General features: G+C 32.1%; 12 protein-coding genes and 1 pseudogene. 10 read left to right on the forward strand and 3 right to left on the reverse strand.

Going from position 1 to position 21884, the window contains the following annotated elements; genetic code table 11:
* The first annotated feature begins 258 nt into the window (after positions 1-258).
* The 8 genes from AC0N0V_RS01695 (at position 259) to AC0N0V_RS01730 (ending at position 13424) form a co-directional block, all read left to right on the forward strand.
* Positions 259-567, forward strand: a complete 309-nt coding sequence (locus tag AC0N0V_RS01695; protein ID WP_474461836.1) for a nucleotidyltransferase domain-containing protein — start codon at positions 259-261, stop codon at positions 565-567.
* The gene (locus AC0N0V_RS01700; RefSeq protein ID WP_474461837.1) at positions 560-955 is read left to right on the forward strand and encodes a HEPN domain-containing protein; all 396 of its coding nucleotides are present in this window, start codon (positions 560-562) and stop codon (positions 953-955) included. The genes AC0N0V_RS01695 and AC0N0V_RS01700 overlap by 8 nt, the downstream gene beginning before the upstream one ends.
* An 865-nt stretch (positions 956-1820) precedes the next feature.
* Entirely contained in the window at positions 1821-5303 is a 3483-nt protein-coding gene (locus AC0N0V_RS01705; protein ID WP_474461838.1) for a cell wall-binding repeat-containing protein, read from the forward strand.
* Between the two features lie 533 nt (positions 5304-5836).
* Positions 5837-6271 (forward strand): MarR family winged helix-turn-helix transcriptional regulator, encoded by a 435-nt coding sequence (locus tag AC0N0V_RS01710; RefSeq protein ID WP_474461839.1) that lies wholly within the window; start codon positions 5837-5839, stop codon positions 6269-6271.
* 39 nt (positions 6272-6310) lie between these two features.
* Positions 6311-7447, forward strand: a complete 1137-nt coding sequence (locus AC0N0V_RS01715) for a TolC family protein (RefSeq protein WP_474461840.1) — start codon at positions 6311-6313, stop codon at positions 7445-7447.
* A 38-nt stretch (positions 7448-7485) separates the two neighbouring features.
* Positions 7486-8676, forward strand: a complete 1191-nt coding sequence (locus tag AC0N0V_RS01720; protein ID WP_474461841.1) for a TolC family protein — start codon at positions 7486-7488, stop codon at positions 8674-8676.
* Positions 8677-8729: 53 nt separating this feature from the next.
* The gene (locus AC0N0V_RS01725) at positions 8730-9914 is read left to right on the forward strand and encodes a TolC family protein (RefSeq protein ID WP_474461842.1); all 1185 of its coding nucleotides are present in this window, start codon (positions 8730-8732) and stop codon (positions 9912-9914) included.
* A gap of 180 nt (positions 9915-10094) precedes the next feature.
* The gene (locus tag AC0N0V_RS01730; RefSeq protein WP_474461843.1) at positions 10095-13424 is read left to right on the forward strand and encodes a cell wall-binding repeat-containing protein; all 3330 of its coding nucleotides are present in this window, start codon (positions 10095-10097) and stop codon (positions 13422-13424) included.
* Positions 13425-13491: 67 nt separating this feature from the next.
* Here AC0N0V_RS01730 and AC0N0V_RS01735 read toward each other — a convergent pair whose 3' ends face one another.
* Positions 13492-15228 (reverse strand): WG repeat-containing protein, encoded by a 1737-nt coding sequence (locus tag AC0N0V_RS01735; protein ID WP_474461844.1) that lies wholly within the window; start codon positions 15226-15228, stop codon positions 13492-13494.
* Positions 15229-16258: 1030 nt separating this feature from the next.
* Between AC0N0V_RS01735 and AC0N0V_RS01740 the strand changes: the two genes are divergently transcribed.
* Both AC0N0V_RS01740 and AC0N0V_RS01745 read left to right on the forward strand, forming a co-directional pair.
* Positions 16259-18430, forward strand: coding sequence for a cell wall-binding repeat-containing protein (locus tag AC0N0V_RS01740; protein ID WP_474461845.1), 2172 nt, complete (start codon positions 16259-16261; stop codon positions 18428-18430).
* A 252-nt stretch (positions 18431-18682) separates the two neighbouring features.
* Positions 18683-19552, forward strand: a complete 870-nt coding sequence (locus AC0N0V_RS01745; protein ID WP_474461846.1) for an SLAP domain-containing protein — start codon at positions 18683-18685, stop codon at positions 19550-19552.
* Between the two features lie 159 nt (positions 19553-19711).
* Here the strand turns inward: AC0N0V_RS01745 and AC0N0V_RS01750 are convergent.
* Both AC0N0V_RS01750 and AC0N0V_RS01755 read right to left on the reverse strand, forming a co-directional pair.
* A pseudogene (locus AC0N0V_RS01750) lies at positions 19712-21033 on the reverse strand (IS3 family transposase).
* Positions 21034-21150: 117 nt separating this feature from the next.
* A complete protein-coding gene (locus AC0N0V_RS01755; RefSeq protein WP_474461847.1) occupies positions 21151-21549 on the reverse strand; it encodes a hypothetical protein in 399 nt (132 codons plus the stop codon).
* Positions 21550-21884 lie beyond the last annotated feature (335 nt).

The following is a 21884-nucleotide window of genomic DNA, read 5'->3' on the forward strand; positions in this document are numbered from 1 at the left end:
AAATTAATTATTTTAAAAAGAGGTTGCTCATAATACATGAATATGTGTTATGGGCAACTTCTTTTTAAACTTAACTTCTGTTTGCTATGAATTCATTATTATTTTAGGTATAAAAATTACTCTTCATAAAATTATATTGTATTAAATTAAGGTAACAGGTGAAATTTGAAAGTAATTTATATAGTTTATTTGATAGTAAGTGTGGTAAAATGTAAATAATAAGTTTGATTATAATCGGTAAGGAGACTGTAGAGACTTATGAGAAGCTTTGATAAAGAATTGGAAAGTATAAAGAGGCAAATAATAGAAAACTATAAACCAAAAGAGATAATACTATTTGGTTCTGTGGCAAAAGGAAATTTTAAGAGTAGTAGTGATATAGATTTGTGTATTATCAAGGATACAAATGATAAGAAAAAGATATTGGCAGAGATGTATGTTGAAATAGACAGCACCATTCCTTTTGATTTAATTTTGTATACAGTAGAAGAATGGGATAAATGTATAGACGATGAAAATAGCTTTGCGTATATTATAAATAATACAGGAGTGAAAATATATGGTTGATACCTTACGATATAAGGACTGGATAGAAAAGGCAGAAAGAGACATCAAGTCTGCGAAAATACTAAAAGATCATAGTTGCGGAAATGATGTTGTAGCATTTCATTGTCAGCAGGCAGTAGAAAAGTCACTAAAAGCTTATTTAATATCTAAGGGGGAGGGGATAGTAAGTGGGCATAGTCTTATATACTTATGTAAATTAAGTGAAAAGTATAGCGGTGAGTTTAGAAAATATATTAAGGACTGTGGTTTTTTAAATCAATATTATATAGAAACTAGATATCCTGCAGATAATCCGCTTATAGTAAGTGATTACGAAGTGGAAGAGTGTATTCAGATAGCCGAGAAAGTCTTCAAAGCTGTTATAGAGGGGATCAGATCTCTACAATAAATAGTATAACCGTTGCTAACAGGACATGATACTTACTATAAATCATGTCTTTTTTGTTATTTTCAAACTGCAATTAACAATATAGAGCTTATGTAGCAATATTGCTAAACTTTTCATAACTCTTATCTTTAAAATTGCTATAATAATTAATAATTGAGGGGGCAAAAAGATAGCAAAATCACGACACAATGAGATCGTAAAGCTGATCAACATATTGTATAAGCATAAAAAGAGTCAGCATTGTATTGAATTGAAAATTGTGAACTGCACCCAAATGAAAGTTGTAGACTGTTCATCATAACTATGTTATATGAGTCCAAGATGGTATGGCATTAGCTTAATGAAAATTACAAACCGTCTCTATAATTATGATGATTTTATGGATAAGTTTTAATGATTAGGATTGGTTTTCCACAGTATCCAATAATCAATGGATTGAAAAGAAGACAAAGCAACAGTACAATAAGTTTATTAGCTTGAACAACATATTGTATAAGCATAAAGAAAGTCAGCATTATATTAAATTGAAGGTTATGAACTACCCCTCAATAATTATGTTATGCGAGTTTAGGGGAGATAGTATTATCTTAATAAAAATTGTGAACCGTCCCCTTAATTAAAGTGGTTTAGCCTTGAATAATTACCAAGATTTAATGGATTGTAAAGTGGACAAAAACAAGGTACAATAAACCTATCGGGTTGAGCGAGACATTATAAACTGATAGAAAGATGTAGATAATCGAAACTTGATGAATTTAATAAGACAAACTAATCGAGCTATCATAGTAAATTACTTAGAATATATTAAAAAAATTATTATTAAAAGAAATGATTAAATTAATTTTAATCTAGGAGGCTATTATATATGAATAAAAAAGGTACAAGAGTATTAGCAAGTGGAGCACTTATGTCTTTAGTTTTAACTTCAGTTTTATCAGTAGGACCAGCACATGCTGCAGCGGCACCAGTAACTAGAACAAGTGGAGCAGATAGATATGCAACAGCAGCAGAAGTAGCAAAAGCAAACTGGGCAGATGGAGCACAAGACGTAGTATTAGTAAGTGGAGAAGGTTATGCAGACGCAGTAAGTGCATCAGCATTAGCTAAGAAGTTAAATGCACCAATCCTTTTAACAACAGCAGGATCATTAGATAAAAATGCTGAAGCAGCACTAAACACATTAAAGCCAAAGAATATATATGTAGTTGGTGGAAATGCATCGGTAAGCCAATCAGTAAGAGATGGTTTAAAAGCAAACTATAACTTAGTAGAATTACAAGGAAAGAACAGATACGAAACAAACTTAGCAGTAGCTAAAAAGTTAGTAGATTTAGGAGTGAAAGCAGACAATGTATTACTAGTAGGTGGAGAAGGATTCTCAGATGCACTATCAGTAGCCCCTGTAGCAGCAGCTAAAGGACAAATATTACTACTAGGAAATAACAGTGCAGAATCAATGCAGCCAATAATAGACTTCGTAAAAGCTAACAGCTCAAAAGTAACAGTAGTAGGAACTACAAATGTTATAAGCGAAGATATGTACAAGGCACTAGGAGCGGTAGAAAGAGTAAATGGCGGAGCTGACAGATTTGAAACAAACAGAAATGTATTAGCAAAATTCAGCTCAGATCTACAAGGTGAGCAGTTATTTATTGCTAACGCAAGTGGACAAGGTTATGCAGATGCATTAGTAGCATCAGCGCTAGCTGGAAAAACAGCAGCACCGTTAGTATTAATAGATTCAGCATCATCAGATGCAACATCAAAAGCAATGGACTACATTAAAGGAAAAGCAGCTTCAGTAAAAGGTATCAACATCGTTGGAGGAACAGGAGTTGTTTCAAAAGACACAGAAGATGCTATAAATGAAGCAGTAGGTAATCCAGGCAATAACAACGGACAAGCAACAGTTCAATCAATAGAAGCAGTGAACCTTAACCAATTTAAAGTACACTTCAACACAGCTATTGACAGTGATTCAGCTGAAGAGGTATCAAACTACAAAATAGATGGAAACTCATTAACTGCAGCTACAGCAGTAGCGAAAGCAATTGATGACAACACAGTTTTAGTTACATTAGCACAATCAAGAAAACAATATGATGATATGACAGTATCAGTTAAAAAAGCTATCTTAACTAAAGATAAAAATAATACAGTATCTGCTTTTGACCAAGCAATAACATTCTCAGATACAACAGTACCTACATTAAAATCAGTATCAGTGCAAGGAAACAGTAAAATAACTATAGAATTCTCAGAAGCTGTTAACATGAAGGATATTGATAGTATAAAAGGAAAGTTCAAAATTGATGGACAAAGCATATCAAACTACGGAATAAACAGTGACCCATCACTAACTAAGATAAAGAACTCAATCTCAGCTGATGGAAAGACATGGGCAAACAAAGTTGAATTCTACTTTGACTCACCAATAGCTGCAGGAGAGCACTCACTAAAAGTTTCAGATGGAGAACTAAACGGAATATTAAGTGATGCAGCAGGATTCACAGTAAAAGAATCAAGCTTAGCATTCACAGTAGATACGAACTCTACAAAACCAGAAATCAAATCAGTAGAAGAAACATCAAGCGGAGAAGTTCACGTTACTTTCGATAGACCAATGGATAAGAAAACAGCACTTGTTGCTTCAAACTATGAATTAAACGGTGTAGCTTTATCTGGAGTAACATTCGATACAGATAATAATGATACTGTAATTGAGATAAAAGGCTTAACTGGTATTAAAACAGGAGCAAACACACTTTATATCAAAAATAATGTTAAAGATGCCTTTGGCAACAAAGTTGAAGACGATACAAGAATAAGCTTTAACAACATTAAGGATGAAACAAAACCAGTAGTTACAAGCATCAACGTAATTGATTCAGAAACTATCCGTGTAAGATTCAGCAAAGATGTTGACTACAACTACGCTACAAATAAATCAAATTACAAACTAGAAGACAGCAAAGCTACAAATATAACTAACCATATTGCTGGAATATACAGCACTAAGGGTCAAAGTGATAAGAGCAACACAGACACTTATGACATCAAGCTTACAAAAGTTAATCCAAACAATTCAAACGATGACTGGAGATTAACAGACTCTAAATACACTTTAACAATTAAGAATATCATAGACACAGCAACTACACCAAACACAATGGATGACTATATAGCTGTACTAAATGGATCAGATGATATAGCACCAAAAGCAACTGGAGTATACTATAAGCAAAATAGTAGTTCAGGAAAAGATCAAGTAGTTGTTTACTTCAGCGAAGCTATGGACTCAGACACACTTACAAACAAAGCTAACTACAAGTTTGTAAATGGAGAAAGAGATACTAAAGCATTACCAGGAGATGCATCAATTACTGTTGGTGGAGATAACAAGAGTGTTATAATAGAATTCTCATCAAGCTACCACGTAAAAACAACTGCAGATGCAGCTGAGAACAAAACAGGCAGCAACGATGTAGTTAAAGTAATAGTTACTAACGTTAAAGATGAAGCTGGAAATCTATTAGACGGAGTAGCATACACAAGTGAAATAGCTGTTAACGGAGTAGGGTCAGAAGTAAAAGCTAACACAATTAAAGTATACCATGATGGAGACGATCTAAAAGCTGAAGTTCAATTTGATAAAGCTATAGATAACTTAACAGCAAGTGACTTCACATTAGGTGGAGTAACACCAACAAGTGCAAGTCTTGCAGGAGATAAGGTAACACTTACATTCAGAGATGGAGCGTTAGCGACAGATGCTGATAAGGCGGCAGCCCCAGTAATAAGCTATGTTAACGGAAAAACTGACAACGATGCAAACACAACTAAGATAGACTTAATAAAAGCTCAAGGACAAGCTGCACACCTTGGAATAAAAGCAGGAGCTACAACAACAGATGAAACTGGAGCAGCGGTAGCTAGCTTAGATAACACAGTAGCAAGTGAGCAAAACACAATCTACGATTACCAAGCAGCACCAAAGACAACATCAGATTACTGGACAGCAGTAAAAGATGTAAATGGTGGAAAAGTATATGTAACATTTGATACAGTAATTGATGCAAATAGTGGAATAAAGACAGATGACTTTATATTCACAGGATCAAATGGAACAGATCTAAAAGCTGATTCAGTACAAATAAATGGAAACACTGTAGTATTCACATTCAATAGTGATAACAGCCGTATAACATCATTCACTGATAAAGTAACTGTAAAATCTAAGAGCACAGTATCAATCAGAACTCAAAAGGATGCTGATGGAAACTATGCAAGCTATGCACCATCAAGTGATGACTTGAAAGATAGAACAGTGTCTATAACAGCTCAATAATAAAATAATTAGTATCTAAAGAGGTTGATCATAATACATAAATATGTATTATGACCAACCTCTTTTTTTAACTACTGATTGCTCCAAGTCATTTATTATTTTAGGTACAAGAATCATTCTTTATGGAATTATATTAGATGAATACAGAAGGTGTAATTTATATAGCTTATCCGATGACTACTCGCTCTAATACTCCCATCAAATACAGTGAAAGTGATTCGCACTAAATCATAGATTTTGGGTCCCTACTTTTCTCAAGGTTTGGGCAAAGAGCGGTTATGCCCTTGGATAACGATTTTCCCTAAAGTCTAACGAGTTCTAAGTGTTGAAGCCACTAAGAACTCTCTATCAAATGCTAAGAATTCTGTTTATACAAAGATATAAATATCCACAAATTTGTCTGTTTATATAGACTTATGAGACCAGTTACATAGGTTATTAACAAAAAATATAAATTTAATCTGTAGAAATAAGAGTGTTCATATGGTAAAATTATTTCAAGATTGAAATATTTAATGTTGAAAGGAAATAGTATGAGTAAGGATAAAATCTATGAAATAGTAAAGAAAATCAAATCTATTTCCAATTTGATGAATAAAAAGATGAGCAACAGCGATAATTGTAAGAAGCTTACTCTTCCAGCTCTTATGATACTGCATCAGTTAAGTAGTGGGAATATAAAAACTTTAACTGAAATAAGCGAAACTTTAGGCATTCCTAATAGTACAGTTTCTGTTTTAATAGATAGACTTGTGAAACTGGGAATAGTTAAGCGAGAAAGGGATGAGATAGACAGACGAAAAGTACTAATAAATATTACTAGTAAAGGAAAAGAACAGGAAGAACAAATTGCCAAGCAACATATGGAATATTTCGGAAATTTATTTCAAGGTGCTAGTGATGAAGAAATAGATTCTATATTAAAAGGACTAAAAACACTAGAGAGTGTAGTTATAAGAAATTCGTAATAAGTTTATTGAACCATTAGTAAGGAGGGTCATACATCCATGAAGAAACTTAGATTACTTTGTATGAGTGTAGCTGTGGCTACCACATTATTTTCATCAACAGTTTTCGCTGATACAGTACAACCTACAGCAAATTCAGTTAATATTGATGCTGCTATAAATACGGCCATAGAAAATTCTTATTTAATTAAGAAGATAGATCTACAAATACAACAAGTTCAAAATAATTATAAAGATGCACTTAGGGGTTCAGGAAATGGAAATCTTTCGTCAACTGCTACAGATGATGAAAAAATGAATCTTATTAAATCAAGAGACTTTGCTCAACTTGAAGATAAATATTCTATATTCCAATATACAAATGTAAGGGAAGTAACTAAAAATCAATTAAAATTAAGTATATATCAAGCATATGCACAGCTTGTAACTATCAAGGATGCATTAGCTTTAGAACAGCAGAATTTCAATAATGTTGAGATGCAGTATAAAAAAGCACAAACTCAATCTGAACTTGGAATGATATCACCAATAGAGTTAAAAAGTGCAGAAGCAGCTTATTCTGCAGAACAAGCAGCTTTAAACAAGGTGAAAAGACAATTTGATTCCGTTGTTAAGCAGCTTAAGCTTTTAGGTATAGATATAAATTCTATAGATACTACAACAGATGTATTAGCAAGTGGTGCAAAGCCAAGAAATTATCAAGATTATATAACTGCAGCTTTAACAAACAGAGCAGAAATTAGAAATGATAATGAAAGCATTAATGTAAAGAAACTTGAATTTAGTTCTGTAAGAGGAATGTTTTATAGTACCTCACCACAGTATAAAATGTACAAGTATCCAGTAGACGAAGCACAAAACAAATTAGATACAGATAAAATAGACATATCAATAGAAATAAACGAACTATATAATGATTTGCAAAATAAGATTAGAAGTTTAGCTCCTGCACAGAAGGATTACGACTCTGCAAAAAAGAGTTATGATAATGCTCTAGCAAATTATAATGTAGGCATGATAAGTAAAATAGACTATGATAAAGCAGCAATAAATCTTAAGTCTAAGGAAAATGCTATAAAGTCTATAGAAAGAAATATATGGTTGGCACAAACAAAGCTTGACTATGCTTCAAATCTTGGTGCAAATGCATCAGGTCTTACAGGCAGCGGCAATTAGAAGTGTAGCCAATATAGTGTAAACTGGGAGGTAAAATTATGAGAAAAAAATTAAGTCTTTTAGTTGCTTTAGCTATTTCTTTGAGTATATCAACGACATCTTTTGCAGCTGCAACAAATACTACAGTAAATAACGTAACTAATAGTAGTATAAAAATAGATGGTAATATCGTAAATTTAACAATGGATGATGCTTTAAATAATGTAGAGGGCAGTAATACAGAAGTAAAACTTATGAAGGATAAAATAAATTATCTAAATAGACAATATGACTTAGATCATGATAAGGCTATATCTATGAATATGCCGTCTACTAATAAGTTACAGGCTAAAATGCAGGAACTTATTACTCCATTAAGAGATGAACAAAACGTAAAGAACCAAAAAGACTCTGTAGATGTAAGACTTAATAACATAAAGTTTGATTTAGAGAGACAATATTTAAATATCTTAACTTGTAAAGATCAGATTGATAATATTAATAAAACTTTATCTAATATAGATGAACAGATTAATAAGCTACAACAACAAATATCCTTGGGACTAGCAACCTCAGATTCATTAAACCCATATAATGTTCAAAAAAGTCAGCTTTTAGTTCAAGTAGATTCTATTAATGCACAAATAGATCAATCTTTATTAACTATAAAGCAATATTTAAATCTAGACTTAAATAAGGAATTAAAACTAGCTCCAGCACAAAAGGATTATGTTAAATTTGATGATACAAATATAGCAGATAAAATTAATAAAGCTGTAGAAAAGGATTATGGTGTAAGACAATCACAAAGTAATTTAGATTTAGCGCAAAAACAACAAGAATTATATGTTCAATACGATAATGATAGTAGTGGTGGATTAAGCAGTGCTGAGTCGAGTTTACTAACAACTCAAGGGGCATTGGTTAGCACTATGGCATCTGCACAAGCAAATTTATGGAGTAAATATTATGCTTTAAAGAGCTATGAAAACTCAGTAGAAACTCAAATTTTAAGCAAAAAAAATGTACAGGCTAATTATGACAAAGCAAAGAGTAATTATGACAATGGAATGATAGATAAAGTGTCCTTAGATTCAGCGGCACTAGCTCTTGATAAAGAGAGTAATTTAACTCAAAGAGCAGTAAATGAATATATGATAGCACAAGAACAGTTTAAATATATGTTAGACGGTCATGCTTCATCACAACTTTCAACTCAATCTATAGGAGTTTCAGGAATAAGCTACTAGGAAGCAAATGAAATAATAGAATCCTATAGAAGTCTTAATATGGAGGAAAAATTATGAGAAAAAAATTAAGTCTTTTAGTTGCTTTAGCTATTTCTTTAAGTATATCAACTACTTCACTTGCAGCTACGAATGAAGCTATAGGCCCAGCGACTACTAATACTACCTCTGTAAGTATTAATGCATCAGCTCTAACACTAGATGAGGTTTTGAAGAATGTAGAAATTAGTAATATGGATTTAAAAGCTATAGATAAAAAGATAGATGCACTTAATAAACAGTATGACAGTGATAAAAGAAAAGCTATATCTATTGATGTAACTGATAAAAGTCCATCTCAGTATAAAAATGGTCAATACGCACAGATTTTAATGCAGCAGAAAATCACACCAGCACAAGATGAACAAAGTATTGTTGACCAAAAAAATAGCAAGGATGAAAAGCTTAATAGCATAAAGTTTGATTTGAAAAAACAATATATGAATGCTGTAACAGCTAAAGAACAACTAGACAATATTAATGAAAATATAACTAATTTAGATGGACAGATTCAACAAGTACAAGCAAAGATTAACGTTGGTACAGCTACTCAATATGATATAAATCCATTACTTGTTCAAAAAAGTAAACTTTTATCTCAATTAGCTGCTCCATCTACACAGATGCAGCAATCTTTACTAAATGTAAAGAAGTACTTAAATATGGATTTAAATACAGATATGAACTTAACTTTTGCTAAAGAGGATTATGTTAAATTTGATGATGCAGAAATAGAAGCTAAAATCACTAATGCTCTTCAAAAAGATTCTAGTTTAAATAGTATAAGAAAGAGCATTGATATTGCAAAAGTTCAAGTTGATATATATACTAAATATGCTTATGATTCAGTTACGCAGCCTATGAATTCGCAATTAAGTTTGCAAGAATTAGAAAGTAGACTACAGTACAATAGTGATAGTCTACAAGTATCCTTGTGGAATGCATATTACACATTGAAAAATAAAGAAGAGGCTGTTCAAACACAGTTATTAAATGAACAGGTTGCTCAAATGAATTATGAGAAAGCAAAGCAAAATCTTGCTAACGGAAATATAGATAAAGTATCATTAGATTCTGCTGAACTTACTTTAAACAATCAAAAAGTGGCTACACAAAAGGCAATAAACGATTATATGGTTACACAAGAACAATTTAATTATGCTCTAAATGGACACGCATCTACAGCGTCATCTATTCAGTAGATTAAACGTCTTGTAGATAATTAATAAAAGGATATACTGATAACAACATAGTTTTAGTAGTGTTATCATATGTCCTTTTTTATATAAGTACTTGAGTTTAAAACAGTAATGCACAATTTAAAAGTTATGGTATAATATTGATATGATTCCTTGTAAAGGAAGTTGGGAAGGGGATGTACAATGAATAGAAAATCTATACAATTAATGATTATGTCTTTAGTTTTAGCTGCATCTATACCAGCGCCATTGGTTAAGGCTGCAGGAGGACAAGTTACAAGAGTTGGAGAATCAAATAGATATGAAACTGCAGCTAAGGTTGCAACTTCCAATTGGAGTGACCCAAAAGATGTAGTGTTAGTATGTGGGGAAGGGTATGCAGATGCGGTAAGTGCTTCAGTACTTGCAAAGCAATTAGATGCACCAATACTATTAACAACACCTAAATCACTTAATGATAGTGCGAAGAATGCACTAGAGACTTTAAATCCACAAAATGTATATGTGGTAGGAGGAACTGCTTCTGTATCGCAAAGTATTAGAAGTACATTAAAAAGCTACAATTATAATGTAATAGAGTTAACTGGTAAAAATAGATATGAAACGAATATAGCTGTTGCTAATGAATTAGTTAATCTTGGAGTAAGTGCTGACAATGTTCTTTTAGTTAGCGGAGAGGGATTCTCAGATGCTCTATCTGTTGCACCTATAGCTGCTGCTAAGGGACAAATACTTTTACTTGGAAATAATAGCACTAGCACAATGAAACCAGTATTTGATTTCGTAAAAAATAATAATTCAAAGGTTACAGTAGTTGGTACAACTTATGCTATAAATAATTCTATATTTGATAAATTAGGAGCCGTTACTAGAATAAATGGTGGAGCAAACAGATTTGAAACTAACTTAAATGTGTTAAATGCTTTTCAAGATACTCTAAAAGCAGAAAAGATGTTTGTTGCTAATGCAAGTGGAGAGGGCTATGCAGATGCACTTATAGCTTCTACTTTGGCAGGAAAGGCATCGTCTCCATTAGTATTAGTGGAAGATGAGGAAGATGCTACTACAAGCAATGCTATAAACTATATAAAAGGTAAATTAAATGATAAAACTAACTTAAATATAATAGGTGGAAAAGCAGTAGTTTCAGATAATATAGTATCTAGAATAAACTCAACTAATCCAGATCCTATTCCAGTACCAAAGCCAAGCAATGATAGCCCTACAGTAAAGTCTATAACTACTAATGGATTAAATCAGGTTAAGATTGAATTTAATACAGCTGTAGATAAGGACTCAGCAGAACTTTTAGCAAATTATGAAATTGACGGAACTAAGCTAGGAGCAAGTTACCAAACTAATTCTAAAGTAACGCTACAAGATGACAAAAGAACAGTAGTAATTACACTTACACAGCCATTTGATCAGTTTAAAGAAGCAACCTTTAAAGTGAAAAATGCCATATTAGATGAGAACCTAGATAAGGTTATAGATGAGTATGAGCAAAAGATTACATTCTCCGATGTTGATAAGCCTGTAATAAAGTCTATAGATGTTAGGGGAGGAAATAAGTTAATAGTAAAATTCTCTAAAGCTATAAGAATTCATAAGGATGATTTAAACTTAATAAAAATTAATAGACAAAGTATACAAAACTTCTCATTAAATAAAAGTGAAACTGAGTTTCTTAATGCATCTGACAATTGGACAGATGGAGTAGAACTTTATTTTGATTCAGCACTGCCAGAAGGAAGTAATACAATTACATTCCCAGATGGTAATGTTGGACAAAATTATGACAGCGTAGCAGGATTACCTTTAGATTCAACTACTTTAAGCTTCTCCATAAAACCTGCACAGGGTGTTCCAGAGGTTAAGAGTGCAACTACTTCTAACTCTGATACGCTTTATGTAACTTATGACAGACCTATGGATACTCAAACGGCACTAGAAGATGGAAACTATAAAATAAATGGTAAGATTGTTAGTGTAAATTCATCAGATATATCATTTGATGTTGGATCAAACGACACAGTTGTAAAAATAAAAAATGTAGGCGATTTAATAAAGAATGGAGAAAACACCTTAGTCGTAAATGATAATGTCTTAGACAGCTATGGCTATGAGATTAGTGAAACTAAGTTAACTTTCAATGTTGGACAAGATGATGTTAAGCCTCAAGTTACAAGTGTAAGCTTATTAGACAATAAAACCATACGTGTAAAGTTTAATAAAGGGGTTTCAAACGGATCAGCAACAAATAAGTCTAACTATAAGATAATTGATAATTCTGATGGTGAGGACATTACTTATAAGATTTCTTCAATAGCAGGTGTATCCAATGTGTATGGAGATAATAGGGATACCTTTAACATTAAATTTGAAGATAGCGATGCATTGAAGGGTGACGACTATACAGTAACTATAAATAATATAGTTGATACAAACTCACCTCCTAATGTTATGGATACTTATACTACAGTTATTGCAGGTGGAGATGATAAAATAAAGGTAACATCTATAGTTAAAAAGGCTGATTCTGACAGAGATGTAGTTATATTCTTTAATAAAGCTATGGATGAATCTTCAATTACTAACCCTGCAAATTACTTCTTCATAAATGGTTCAGGAGATACAAAAAGTTTACCATCTAATGCATCTATTCAACCAGGAGTGGATAATAAGTATGTAACTGTTACTTTCCCATCTAGTTATAAGATAGGTAAAGGAACTACTGATAGATATGTAGTGAAAATGGGAGTTGCAAATGTTAAGGATCAAAATGGAAATGAGTTAGATTCAGTGGCATTTAGCGATGAAATAAGTAAGGATTATAATGAAGGACCAAGTTTAGTGGAGAATACAGGAAAAGTTACTTATGATGGTAACAATATGATGATTAGATTCTCATTGACTGACTCACTAGATGTTTTAAGTATAAAAGATTTTAGAATTGATGGAAGAACACCAGATAGTGGTATGACTCAAGGTAAAGAAGTTATACTAATGTTTAAGGCTGGAGTTGATGATAATGAAAAGATTGATGGCATAAGAGCATCCGGCGCTACTGCTACAATTAGTGCATATAGTGGTGACTCAGCTGATGCAGCTGGACGTAAGTTAAGGTCTGGTTCAATTACATTATTATTACCACCAGTAACAAATAAGGATACATGGACTGCAAAGAATTCTTCAAACTACGATTCTGTAACTATACAGTTTAACCAAGACCTTGATAAGAGTATTAAGACATCATATTATGATGACTTTATATTCACAAATGAAACAACTGGTGCAAAGCTTAATGTTACAGATCTTACAGTAGATGATAACCATAATATTATTTATAAGTTTGATTCTAGTGCAATGAACTCTGGAGATCAAATTAATGTACGTGTAAATGATAATTCAAGCAATATTAATATTAGAGGTAAGGAATATGGCAATGGAAACTATGCTGTATTTGCTCCATCAAGGGATGACTTGAAGACTAAAACAATAACTGTACGTTAAAAAGAAAGGGGCTGCTTAAAATGCATAGATGTGTATTTTAAGCGGCCCCTTTTCTAATTTTCCAAAATTATTTATTAGTTATTGAAAAATCCATTACTGTAACAGATGGTTGTAATTGGTGTCCGTTCTTAGATTTAAAATCATTAAGAACTGTAAGTTTATATTTTTCTCCTTTTTTATATCCGTTGTAAGGAGGAGTTATCACTACTGTTTTAGGACCTTTAAATTCAAAAGATGCATTTACATAGTGACCAGAACTATCTGTAATTCTGATGTTATTAAGCATAGTTTTTTCTATGCTGCTTATTATTGTTTTGTCATCATCATTAATTTCAGTCTTATCATCTAATGCTTCGCTGAATTTTATAGTCCATACTTTGAATGGATCCACATCTGACTTATTTGTTTCATACTGAATATCTGAAATTTTTACAACATTATAAGTAGTATCTTTTTGGGTTAAGGCTAGGCCATCTTCGAAGTTTGTCACAGTATTAAGGTTCCTGTTAATAACAGTAGATCCTAATCTGTCTATAAAGCCCCATTTGTTATATTTGCTAGATAAATCATTGCCACCATAGTCAGGTCCATCATTTTTCATTACTGCTGCTACTCCATCTTTAAAGTCGTTAGCATCATCATATGTGGGTTCTACAATAGTTTGACCTAGGTCATTTATAAAGCCAAACTTGCTTCCTTTTTTTACTCTAGCGAGACCTTCGTGAAAAGGATAAATCGTGTCAAATTCGGATTTTAAGGTTACTTTTCCTTTCATATCTACGAAGCCATATTTGCCATGGTCTTTTATTATTGCTTTGCCTTCTTCCATATTGTATATCCAATCAAATTTAGGTGAGAAAATAATATTTCCTTTCCCGTTTGCAAGGCCATAAGTATCACTTTTCTTTAGTGCTATATATTCCTCATCTAAGGAAAATATATCATTATAGTATGGATTCATTACTATCTTTCCGTTTTTGTCTATTATGCCATAGAGGTCATTGTCCATATACTTAAGCAAGTCTTTATTAAGGAAGCTTATGGATTTGAATTGAGGCTCTAAAATTACAGTTCCTTTGGTATTTACAAGTCCCCATTTATCATTCTTTTTTACAGGGGCTACTCCGTTTTGGAAGGACTGAATGTCGTCAAAAGGTAGTGAAGTAAGCTTACCTTTTTCATCTGATATATACCAGGTTCCATTCTTTTTTACAGATGCAAAAGTATCTTTAAAGTTACGTGCATCATCAAACTCAGCAGCTAAAACTAAAGTGCCACTTTTATTTATAATGCCATATTTACCGTTTTTTCTTACTATTGCATAGCCTTCACGGAAGTCATAAATAGTATCAAATTCAATTGAGGTTACAAGAGAACCAGCTTTGTTTATAAGGCCCCACTTAGTACCATCACTTACTTGTGCCAGTCCTTCTAGATAAAAATCTGATACTTTACTGAAATGAGGGTCTACAATAATAGCTCCAGATTTATCTATGAAGCCATATTTACCTCCTCTTTCTACTACGGCTAATCCCTCTTTAAAGGAAGCAATAGAGCTAAACTGAGGCTCTAAAAGAACTCGGCCATTTTGAGCTATTAAACCATATTTACCATCTTTCTTAACCTTTGCTACTCCATCTTCGAAGGAATAGATAGTGTCAAAGGAAGAAGATATATTTGTTGTAGTATAGTTTTGGTTTGTCTTAGCAAGCACTTTATTGGAATGTCCATAGAAGAATGAAGCGTTAAAGGCAACTGAAAGAGCTAAAGCTAAGTTTAAATATCGTTTTGACTTCTTTTTCAAGTTTTTCACCGCCTAATAATTATTGTATATTTAGATAATTATAACATCTGACAAATAAAATTTATACTGGAAAGTATTATAAAAGTAACATTTTTACTGGGAAAGCACTATAGATAAGCAACACCGAAAGTAGACTCACACCCCGGGATATATTAGTAATTCTTCTGCACCATAAATACTTTTTAATTCGTCTAAAGCTCGACTATAGGGAAAAGCCAAGAACTTCGCCAAACTCGCTATCGCTCAGACATGTCGAAGTTCTAAGCTTTTCCCTATAGTCGAGCTAAGACTCATAAAAAAGTATTTAAATGTGCTTCAGAATCACTAATATATCCCTCTGTATAAGTCAAGTATTTAGTTGGTTTATCTATATAGATAAAATGATCAGAAGTTAGACTTATACGCCAGGATATATTGCCAGTTCTTCGGCACTATAAATACTTTTTAATGATTCTAAAGCTCGCACCTTATAAAAACCTAAGAACTTTAGATAACTCGCTTCGCTCAGACAATCTAAAGTTCTAAGATTTTTATAAAGTCCTTCGCTAAGACTACTAAAAAAAGTATTTAAAGCTACCTTCAAATTGGTATTATGTTTCTCCGAATAAGTCAGCTTTCTAATTGGGATATTTATATAAGAAGAGCAGCGAACCAAAGTCTTTGATTTGGTGTGAGTAGCTTTCACAAAGTGCGTGGGAATGAGGAGCGGGGAGTCAACGTATGGATCAGGTAAGTTTTCACATATCTAGGTTAAATATTGTAAACGGAAGTTAACTATGATAATATTTACTTTATAATATAGAATTAAATACATAATTGAAAACTACATTTTTATTATTATTTTTGTAGAGAAATATCTCTATAATTTGGCTTATAAATTTAGAAAATCTCTTTAGTTTGCTAAGTTTTAAGGAGTACATTAGTCAAATTATGAAATTGCTTATCGATGATGTTGTTTGTTAGTTATAAATTAGTATTAAACTTGAGCAATAAATATATTAAATCAAATAATCTTCAAGGGGGAATAAATATGCTTAATAGAAAGTTGCTAATTACTATTGCAGCTGTAGGAATATCTGCATTTGTTGCTACAAATGCTAGTGCAGCGCCACAAACTAAGAGAATTTGGGGAAATAATAGATATGAAACTGGATCAGCTATTGTACAACAAGGTTGGCAGTCGAGCTCTTATTATGCAGTTGTTGTTAATGGCCAAAACTTTCCAGATGCCTTAAGTGCGGCACCATTAGCTAAAAAATATAATGCACCAATATTACTTACAGGAAGTAGTAGCTTGGATAGTAACACTGCTAGTGAATTAAAAAGACTTGGTGTGAAAAGCGTATTTATAATAGGTGGAGAAGGTGTAGTAAAAACTAGTGTAGAAAAGGCTATAGGCAAACTAGGTATACAAACTACAAGATATAAGGGACAAGATAGAGGAGAAACTTCTGTAAAAGTAGGAGAGCAAATAGGAACAAATAACGGAATTATAGTAGCTATAGATAATGACTACACAGATGCATTATCTGCAGCACCTATAGCGGCCAATTTAAATATGCCAATAATATTGGTATCTAAGAATTCCATTACTAGCAGTCTTAAAAACTTTATATTTATGAATCATATTCCAAAGACATATATATTAGGGGATTCAGATATAATCAGTGACGGAGTGGCAAATATGTTCCCTAATGTTGAAAGAATTACAGGAAAAGATAAGTATGAGAGAAACATAAATATTATAAAAGCTTTTGAAGATAAAATTGATTTTAAGAATGTTTCATTAGCTTATTCAGAGGGATTTGCAGACGCTCTATCTGGTTCAGCTTTTGCAGCTATTGATGGAAATCCTATAGTTCTAGTAGGTGATGAAATTTCTGATGTAACTAGATATTTTATAAAAGATAAATTAAGCAAAATTAATACTTTTAATGTTTTAGGTGGTAATGCAGGCATAAAGGATGGATTAGTGAATCAGTTAGCTTCAGGAACTTCAGATTCTTCAGAGGATACTGCGGAAGTTTTAAGTGATAATGAAGGTAACAGCGAAGGAAACCTACGTAATGGAGGTTTTGTTGTTGAAAAAAATGGCTGGATTTACTATATTAAAAACGGCAATAAAATTTACAGAATAAGAACTAACGGCAAGGATGAAACTAAAATAGCAGATGTAAAAAATGCAAGAGACTTAAATATTGTAGGAAGTGACCTTTATTATGTAGCTTCTTCAGATACTTCTACAAATATTCATTCACGTTCTGAGTCTGTTTCAATTTACAAAGGATCAACAGGTGGAGGTTTTAGAACTACATTAATCAGTATGGATGAAGATACTTTTGGAGAAGGCTACCCTTACATGAAAGTAGTTGATAATCAAGTATACTATTCACCAGACTATAAGTTTATAACTAAGGAAAACTCAAGTTTTTATGACGGTTTCCACAAGATGGATTCAAATACTCGCGAAGATAATCAATCAGCTAGCTATTATATAAAGAGTATGTCAGTAAGAGGTGGGTTTATTTACTTCACAACTCTCGGAGATGATAGAATCCGTAAAATGCCTACCAGTGGTAATAAGAAAAAGGACGGAACTCTTGATAATAAGGAAGTTGACCTTGGACTTAGAGGAGCAGTTATTGATGTAGTAAAGGACTATATCTACTACAAGGATGCAGATGGAGATACCTATAAGATAAAAGAAGATGGCAGTGAAAAGACTAAAATAGTGGATATACCTAATAAATCCATTATATATGGTGATTGGGTATACTATGTAGTGCCAGGTAAAGATAATCTACGTCAGTTGCGTAAGATGAGAATTGATGGTACACAAGATACTGGTCTAAATGCATTTAAAGTGGATAGCTTCTCTATAACTGGTGATTGGATTTACTATCGTAATAGCGGAAATGGAAATACATATAGAATTAATCTAGATGGAACTATAGGTGAACAATTCCCAGATAGAATTAGTATAGATACAATAAAAGACGTAAATGTAAAAGTTAAACAAGGAGAGTCTTATGAACTACCAGTAGCTGTTTCTGCCACAATGGAGGATGAGTCTAGCGAATACTTTAGTGTTGCTTGGGACAAAACTATTGTAGATACAAATAGTTTAGGAACACAGAGTTTTCAAGGAACTGTAGAAGGATATAATAATAAAGTTAAACTTACAGTAGAGGTTTATGAATAAATAATGTGAGAAGCCGAAGACTTAGCTTATACATAGAGATTGATGAAATATCTTACTGTATAAGTTGGGTCTTTATGTTTATGACAAATTTTAATTTAATTAGATTTGATTTTACAAAATCATTATGATATATTAGATAAGTATAGGTAATAATATAAATATTAGTATAGTTATTAAGGAAATTTTAAGCATATGATTTTTAAGTATCCTAATGTTTAAGGATATTTATTATAAGTAACTTGGAGGGATAAAATGGCAAAGAAGATAGAAAATAAAGAAGGCAGTAAAGCTCAAAATGAAGATAATAATAAAGATTATGTTCCCACAGTACTTTCTCTTTTGAGTAAGGATGAAAATGTAATTTCAGATGTTCAAAAAGAACTTCTAGTAGAAGAGTTAGAAGAGCTTCCACCAATACAAGAAGGACAATTAAACGTATCTGGTATCTATGCTTATGATTTAGGGGACAAAATTGAAGTTAAGGCATATATAAGAAATGGTCTTTCAGAAAACTTAGATCTTGGAGATATACCGTTTATAATAGTAAATTCTAAAAATGAAACTTTAGCTTATCAAATGTTTAACTTAGAGTCTTTAGGTAAATTACCGCCACATTCAGCTAGACCAGTAAAACTCTATTTTGATAGGAAGAATGTTAAAGTAGATAAGATCCCTCTAGATGATTGGAGATTAGCTTTAGAAGGAAACTTCAGCATAACTACAAAGGTTAAAACCGCATATGAAGGCTTACCAGAGGGAATTGAAGTTGAAGATAAGCTTGTTTTTGAAAAATTTTTAGATGAATTACCAGAACTAAAAGAAGGTGAATTCAGTATATCTACCTTTAGTGTGGGAATTCAAAAAGATGGGAATATATTAGTTACAAGTGTAATGAGAAATGCTTCAGGAAGACCAATCAAAATAGATAAAGTACCTGTAACTGTAATAGACCAAGATAGAAACGTAGTAAAGTCAGACTCATTTAAAATGAAGGATTTTACTGTAGCCCCTTATAGGGCAAGGATTTGTAATTTTGCATTTCCGACTGGAGTACGATTACAAGAAGATGTATCATTAAATGATTGGACAGTATCTTATCAGCTAGTAAATTTGGAAAAATAATTTTATAAGTCACTGAAGTATAGAGATACATCTGATATGAGCAATAATTTAATGTTTTATTTGCAATTTAGAATATAGAAAAATGGGTAAACTGTACCCTTTGTCAAGTACACAATAAAACAGGCTGTTCACCTAGAAATTAATTTCTAGGTGAAATTTTTAATATGGCATAATACCTGTAGTCAAATAACTATAGTATTCATTGGGAGTCATTTTCATAAGATCCCACTGGTAACGTCTATTATTGTAATACTCTATGTATTCATCAATCTCTGATTTAAGTTGTTCAAATTTTTCACACTGACTAAGATTGAGCTCATCTTTCATATGACCATAAAATGATTCTTGAGGAGCATTGTCCCAGTAATTTCCTTTTCTTGACATAGATTGTATAAATCCTTTTGACTTTATCAAGTTTTAAAACTTTCTACTTGTATAATGGATACCTTGATCTGAATGCAAGTAAGCATCTTTTGATATAACGTATGATTTATTATCCATCAGAAAATGAATCGTATCTGTTGCAATAAGAAGTTCAAGCGATTCACTTAATACATAAGATGGTATTTGACGTGTGCATCCATCTTTGATAGTTGATAGATATGCGCATTTTCCAGAACCATAGTATATGTAAGTTATATCTGTCAGTAGAACTTTACCAGGCTTACCCACACAAAACTCTCTATTTACTTTATTCCCTACAGCGTGGCTTTTTATAGCTTTACCAATCTTTTTATATGGATTAGGTTTCCTTATAGGGCAACGTACCCCATACTTAGCCATTAGCCTACGAATTTTTTTAAGATTCATATTGATACTAAGTTTCCTGAATAAGAACATTTTTATGCTTCTTGCACCTTTGTTTCTGTTTTTGAACTGAAACGTATTTAAAATAAGCTCAAAGTCATGTCTGTCTTGCTCTTCCTTTTTGATTCGGTGATCTTCTCTTTGCAACCATGAATAATAGCCCGACCGTAAGACACCAGCCATTTCGCACATATATTTTATGTCAAGGCAACATTTACTTTTTTCTGACAATCCTCTAATTATTTTGTACTTTTCATCTGGTTTAATTTTGAATTGGGCATCACCTGCCTTTCCAATCTTCGTAGTTCCCGCAGAAATGAATTTTCTTGCTTTAAACGTGTTAACTCCTCTTCAATACTTATTTCGCCTTCTAAACTTATGGTTGTTCCAGAGTTACCTTTTCGTGTGTCTCTAACCCTTTCGGGGCGATTTGCTTTTGAACGCCATCTTACACCACAACGATCGATTCGATTTTGTCCTATCATCTCAGGATCAAATCCATTCTCTATAAGAATATCTCTAGGAAGCATCCCCTCATTATGTTCAGCGATAAATAATTCTTTAAAGGCATCTGTATACGTAATTTGTTTTGGAGTAACATTTTTAACATGTATATTTTTGGACAAAATATCTATTTCAGCTTGTATGGAGTCCCTGTTTCTTGACTTGCTCATAGAACTCCCCCCTTTTTTTCTTCATCATACTAAATTGTTAAATACAAAAATACCCTGTAAGATAGCACAGCCTCTTTTCTGTGTCTATCTTACAAGGTACAGTTTACCCATTTATTCTTATAATGTTACATTGGCTATATTTTTTCCATTTTGAACTGCTTGTACATTCACCTTCATATCTTTATATTGTTTCTTTAATTGTTGTGCATACTTTTCTGCCAATGCTTTAGCATCTGCTTCACTTACATTGTCTTTTATTATCATTGTTGCTACTGCAACATTATTTTGTACATATACTTGTCCAGCTGAGACTTCCTTTTCTTTAGTTAAGGCTTTTGTCTTTTTTTCATCTTTATTAATCTTAGGTTCGTCTTTCTTTTGCTGTGTATTATTTGAATTTTTAGTTATATTTTCATTGTTACTTGCAGTTTTACTATTTGAAGAACATGCTGCAAAAGATAAAAACATAAATGTAATTATTGAAAATAAGCCAAATTTTTTAAATTTGTTATTCATAATGAAACCTCCAATTTTTATTGCTGTAACTAATTTTAACATATAAGAAATAGAAGGTCAAAATCAAAATCTTCTATATTTGGTTGGTAAAGTTATAATTAATTTTTCTTGATTGTAAAGTATTATTAGCTGTGATATTATTATAACGCTCCTAGATGGATAATTAATATAGTTTTTGGACTATCTAGACTAAAAGATTTATTAATAACCAATGATAAAGTCTCATAGCCTTAAGCAAACCCAATTTCTACATAAGTAACCGAATAATTGTTAACTATCACTTAATTCTAGATATCTCTAGACTAAAAAAAAGTTACCTATTGTAACCTAAATTT

It is taken from the genome of Clostridium sp. CS1-1 (genome assembly GCF_056135525.1).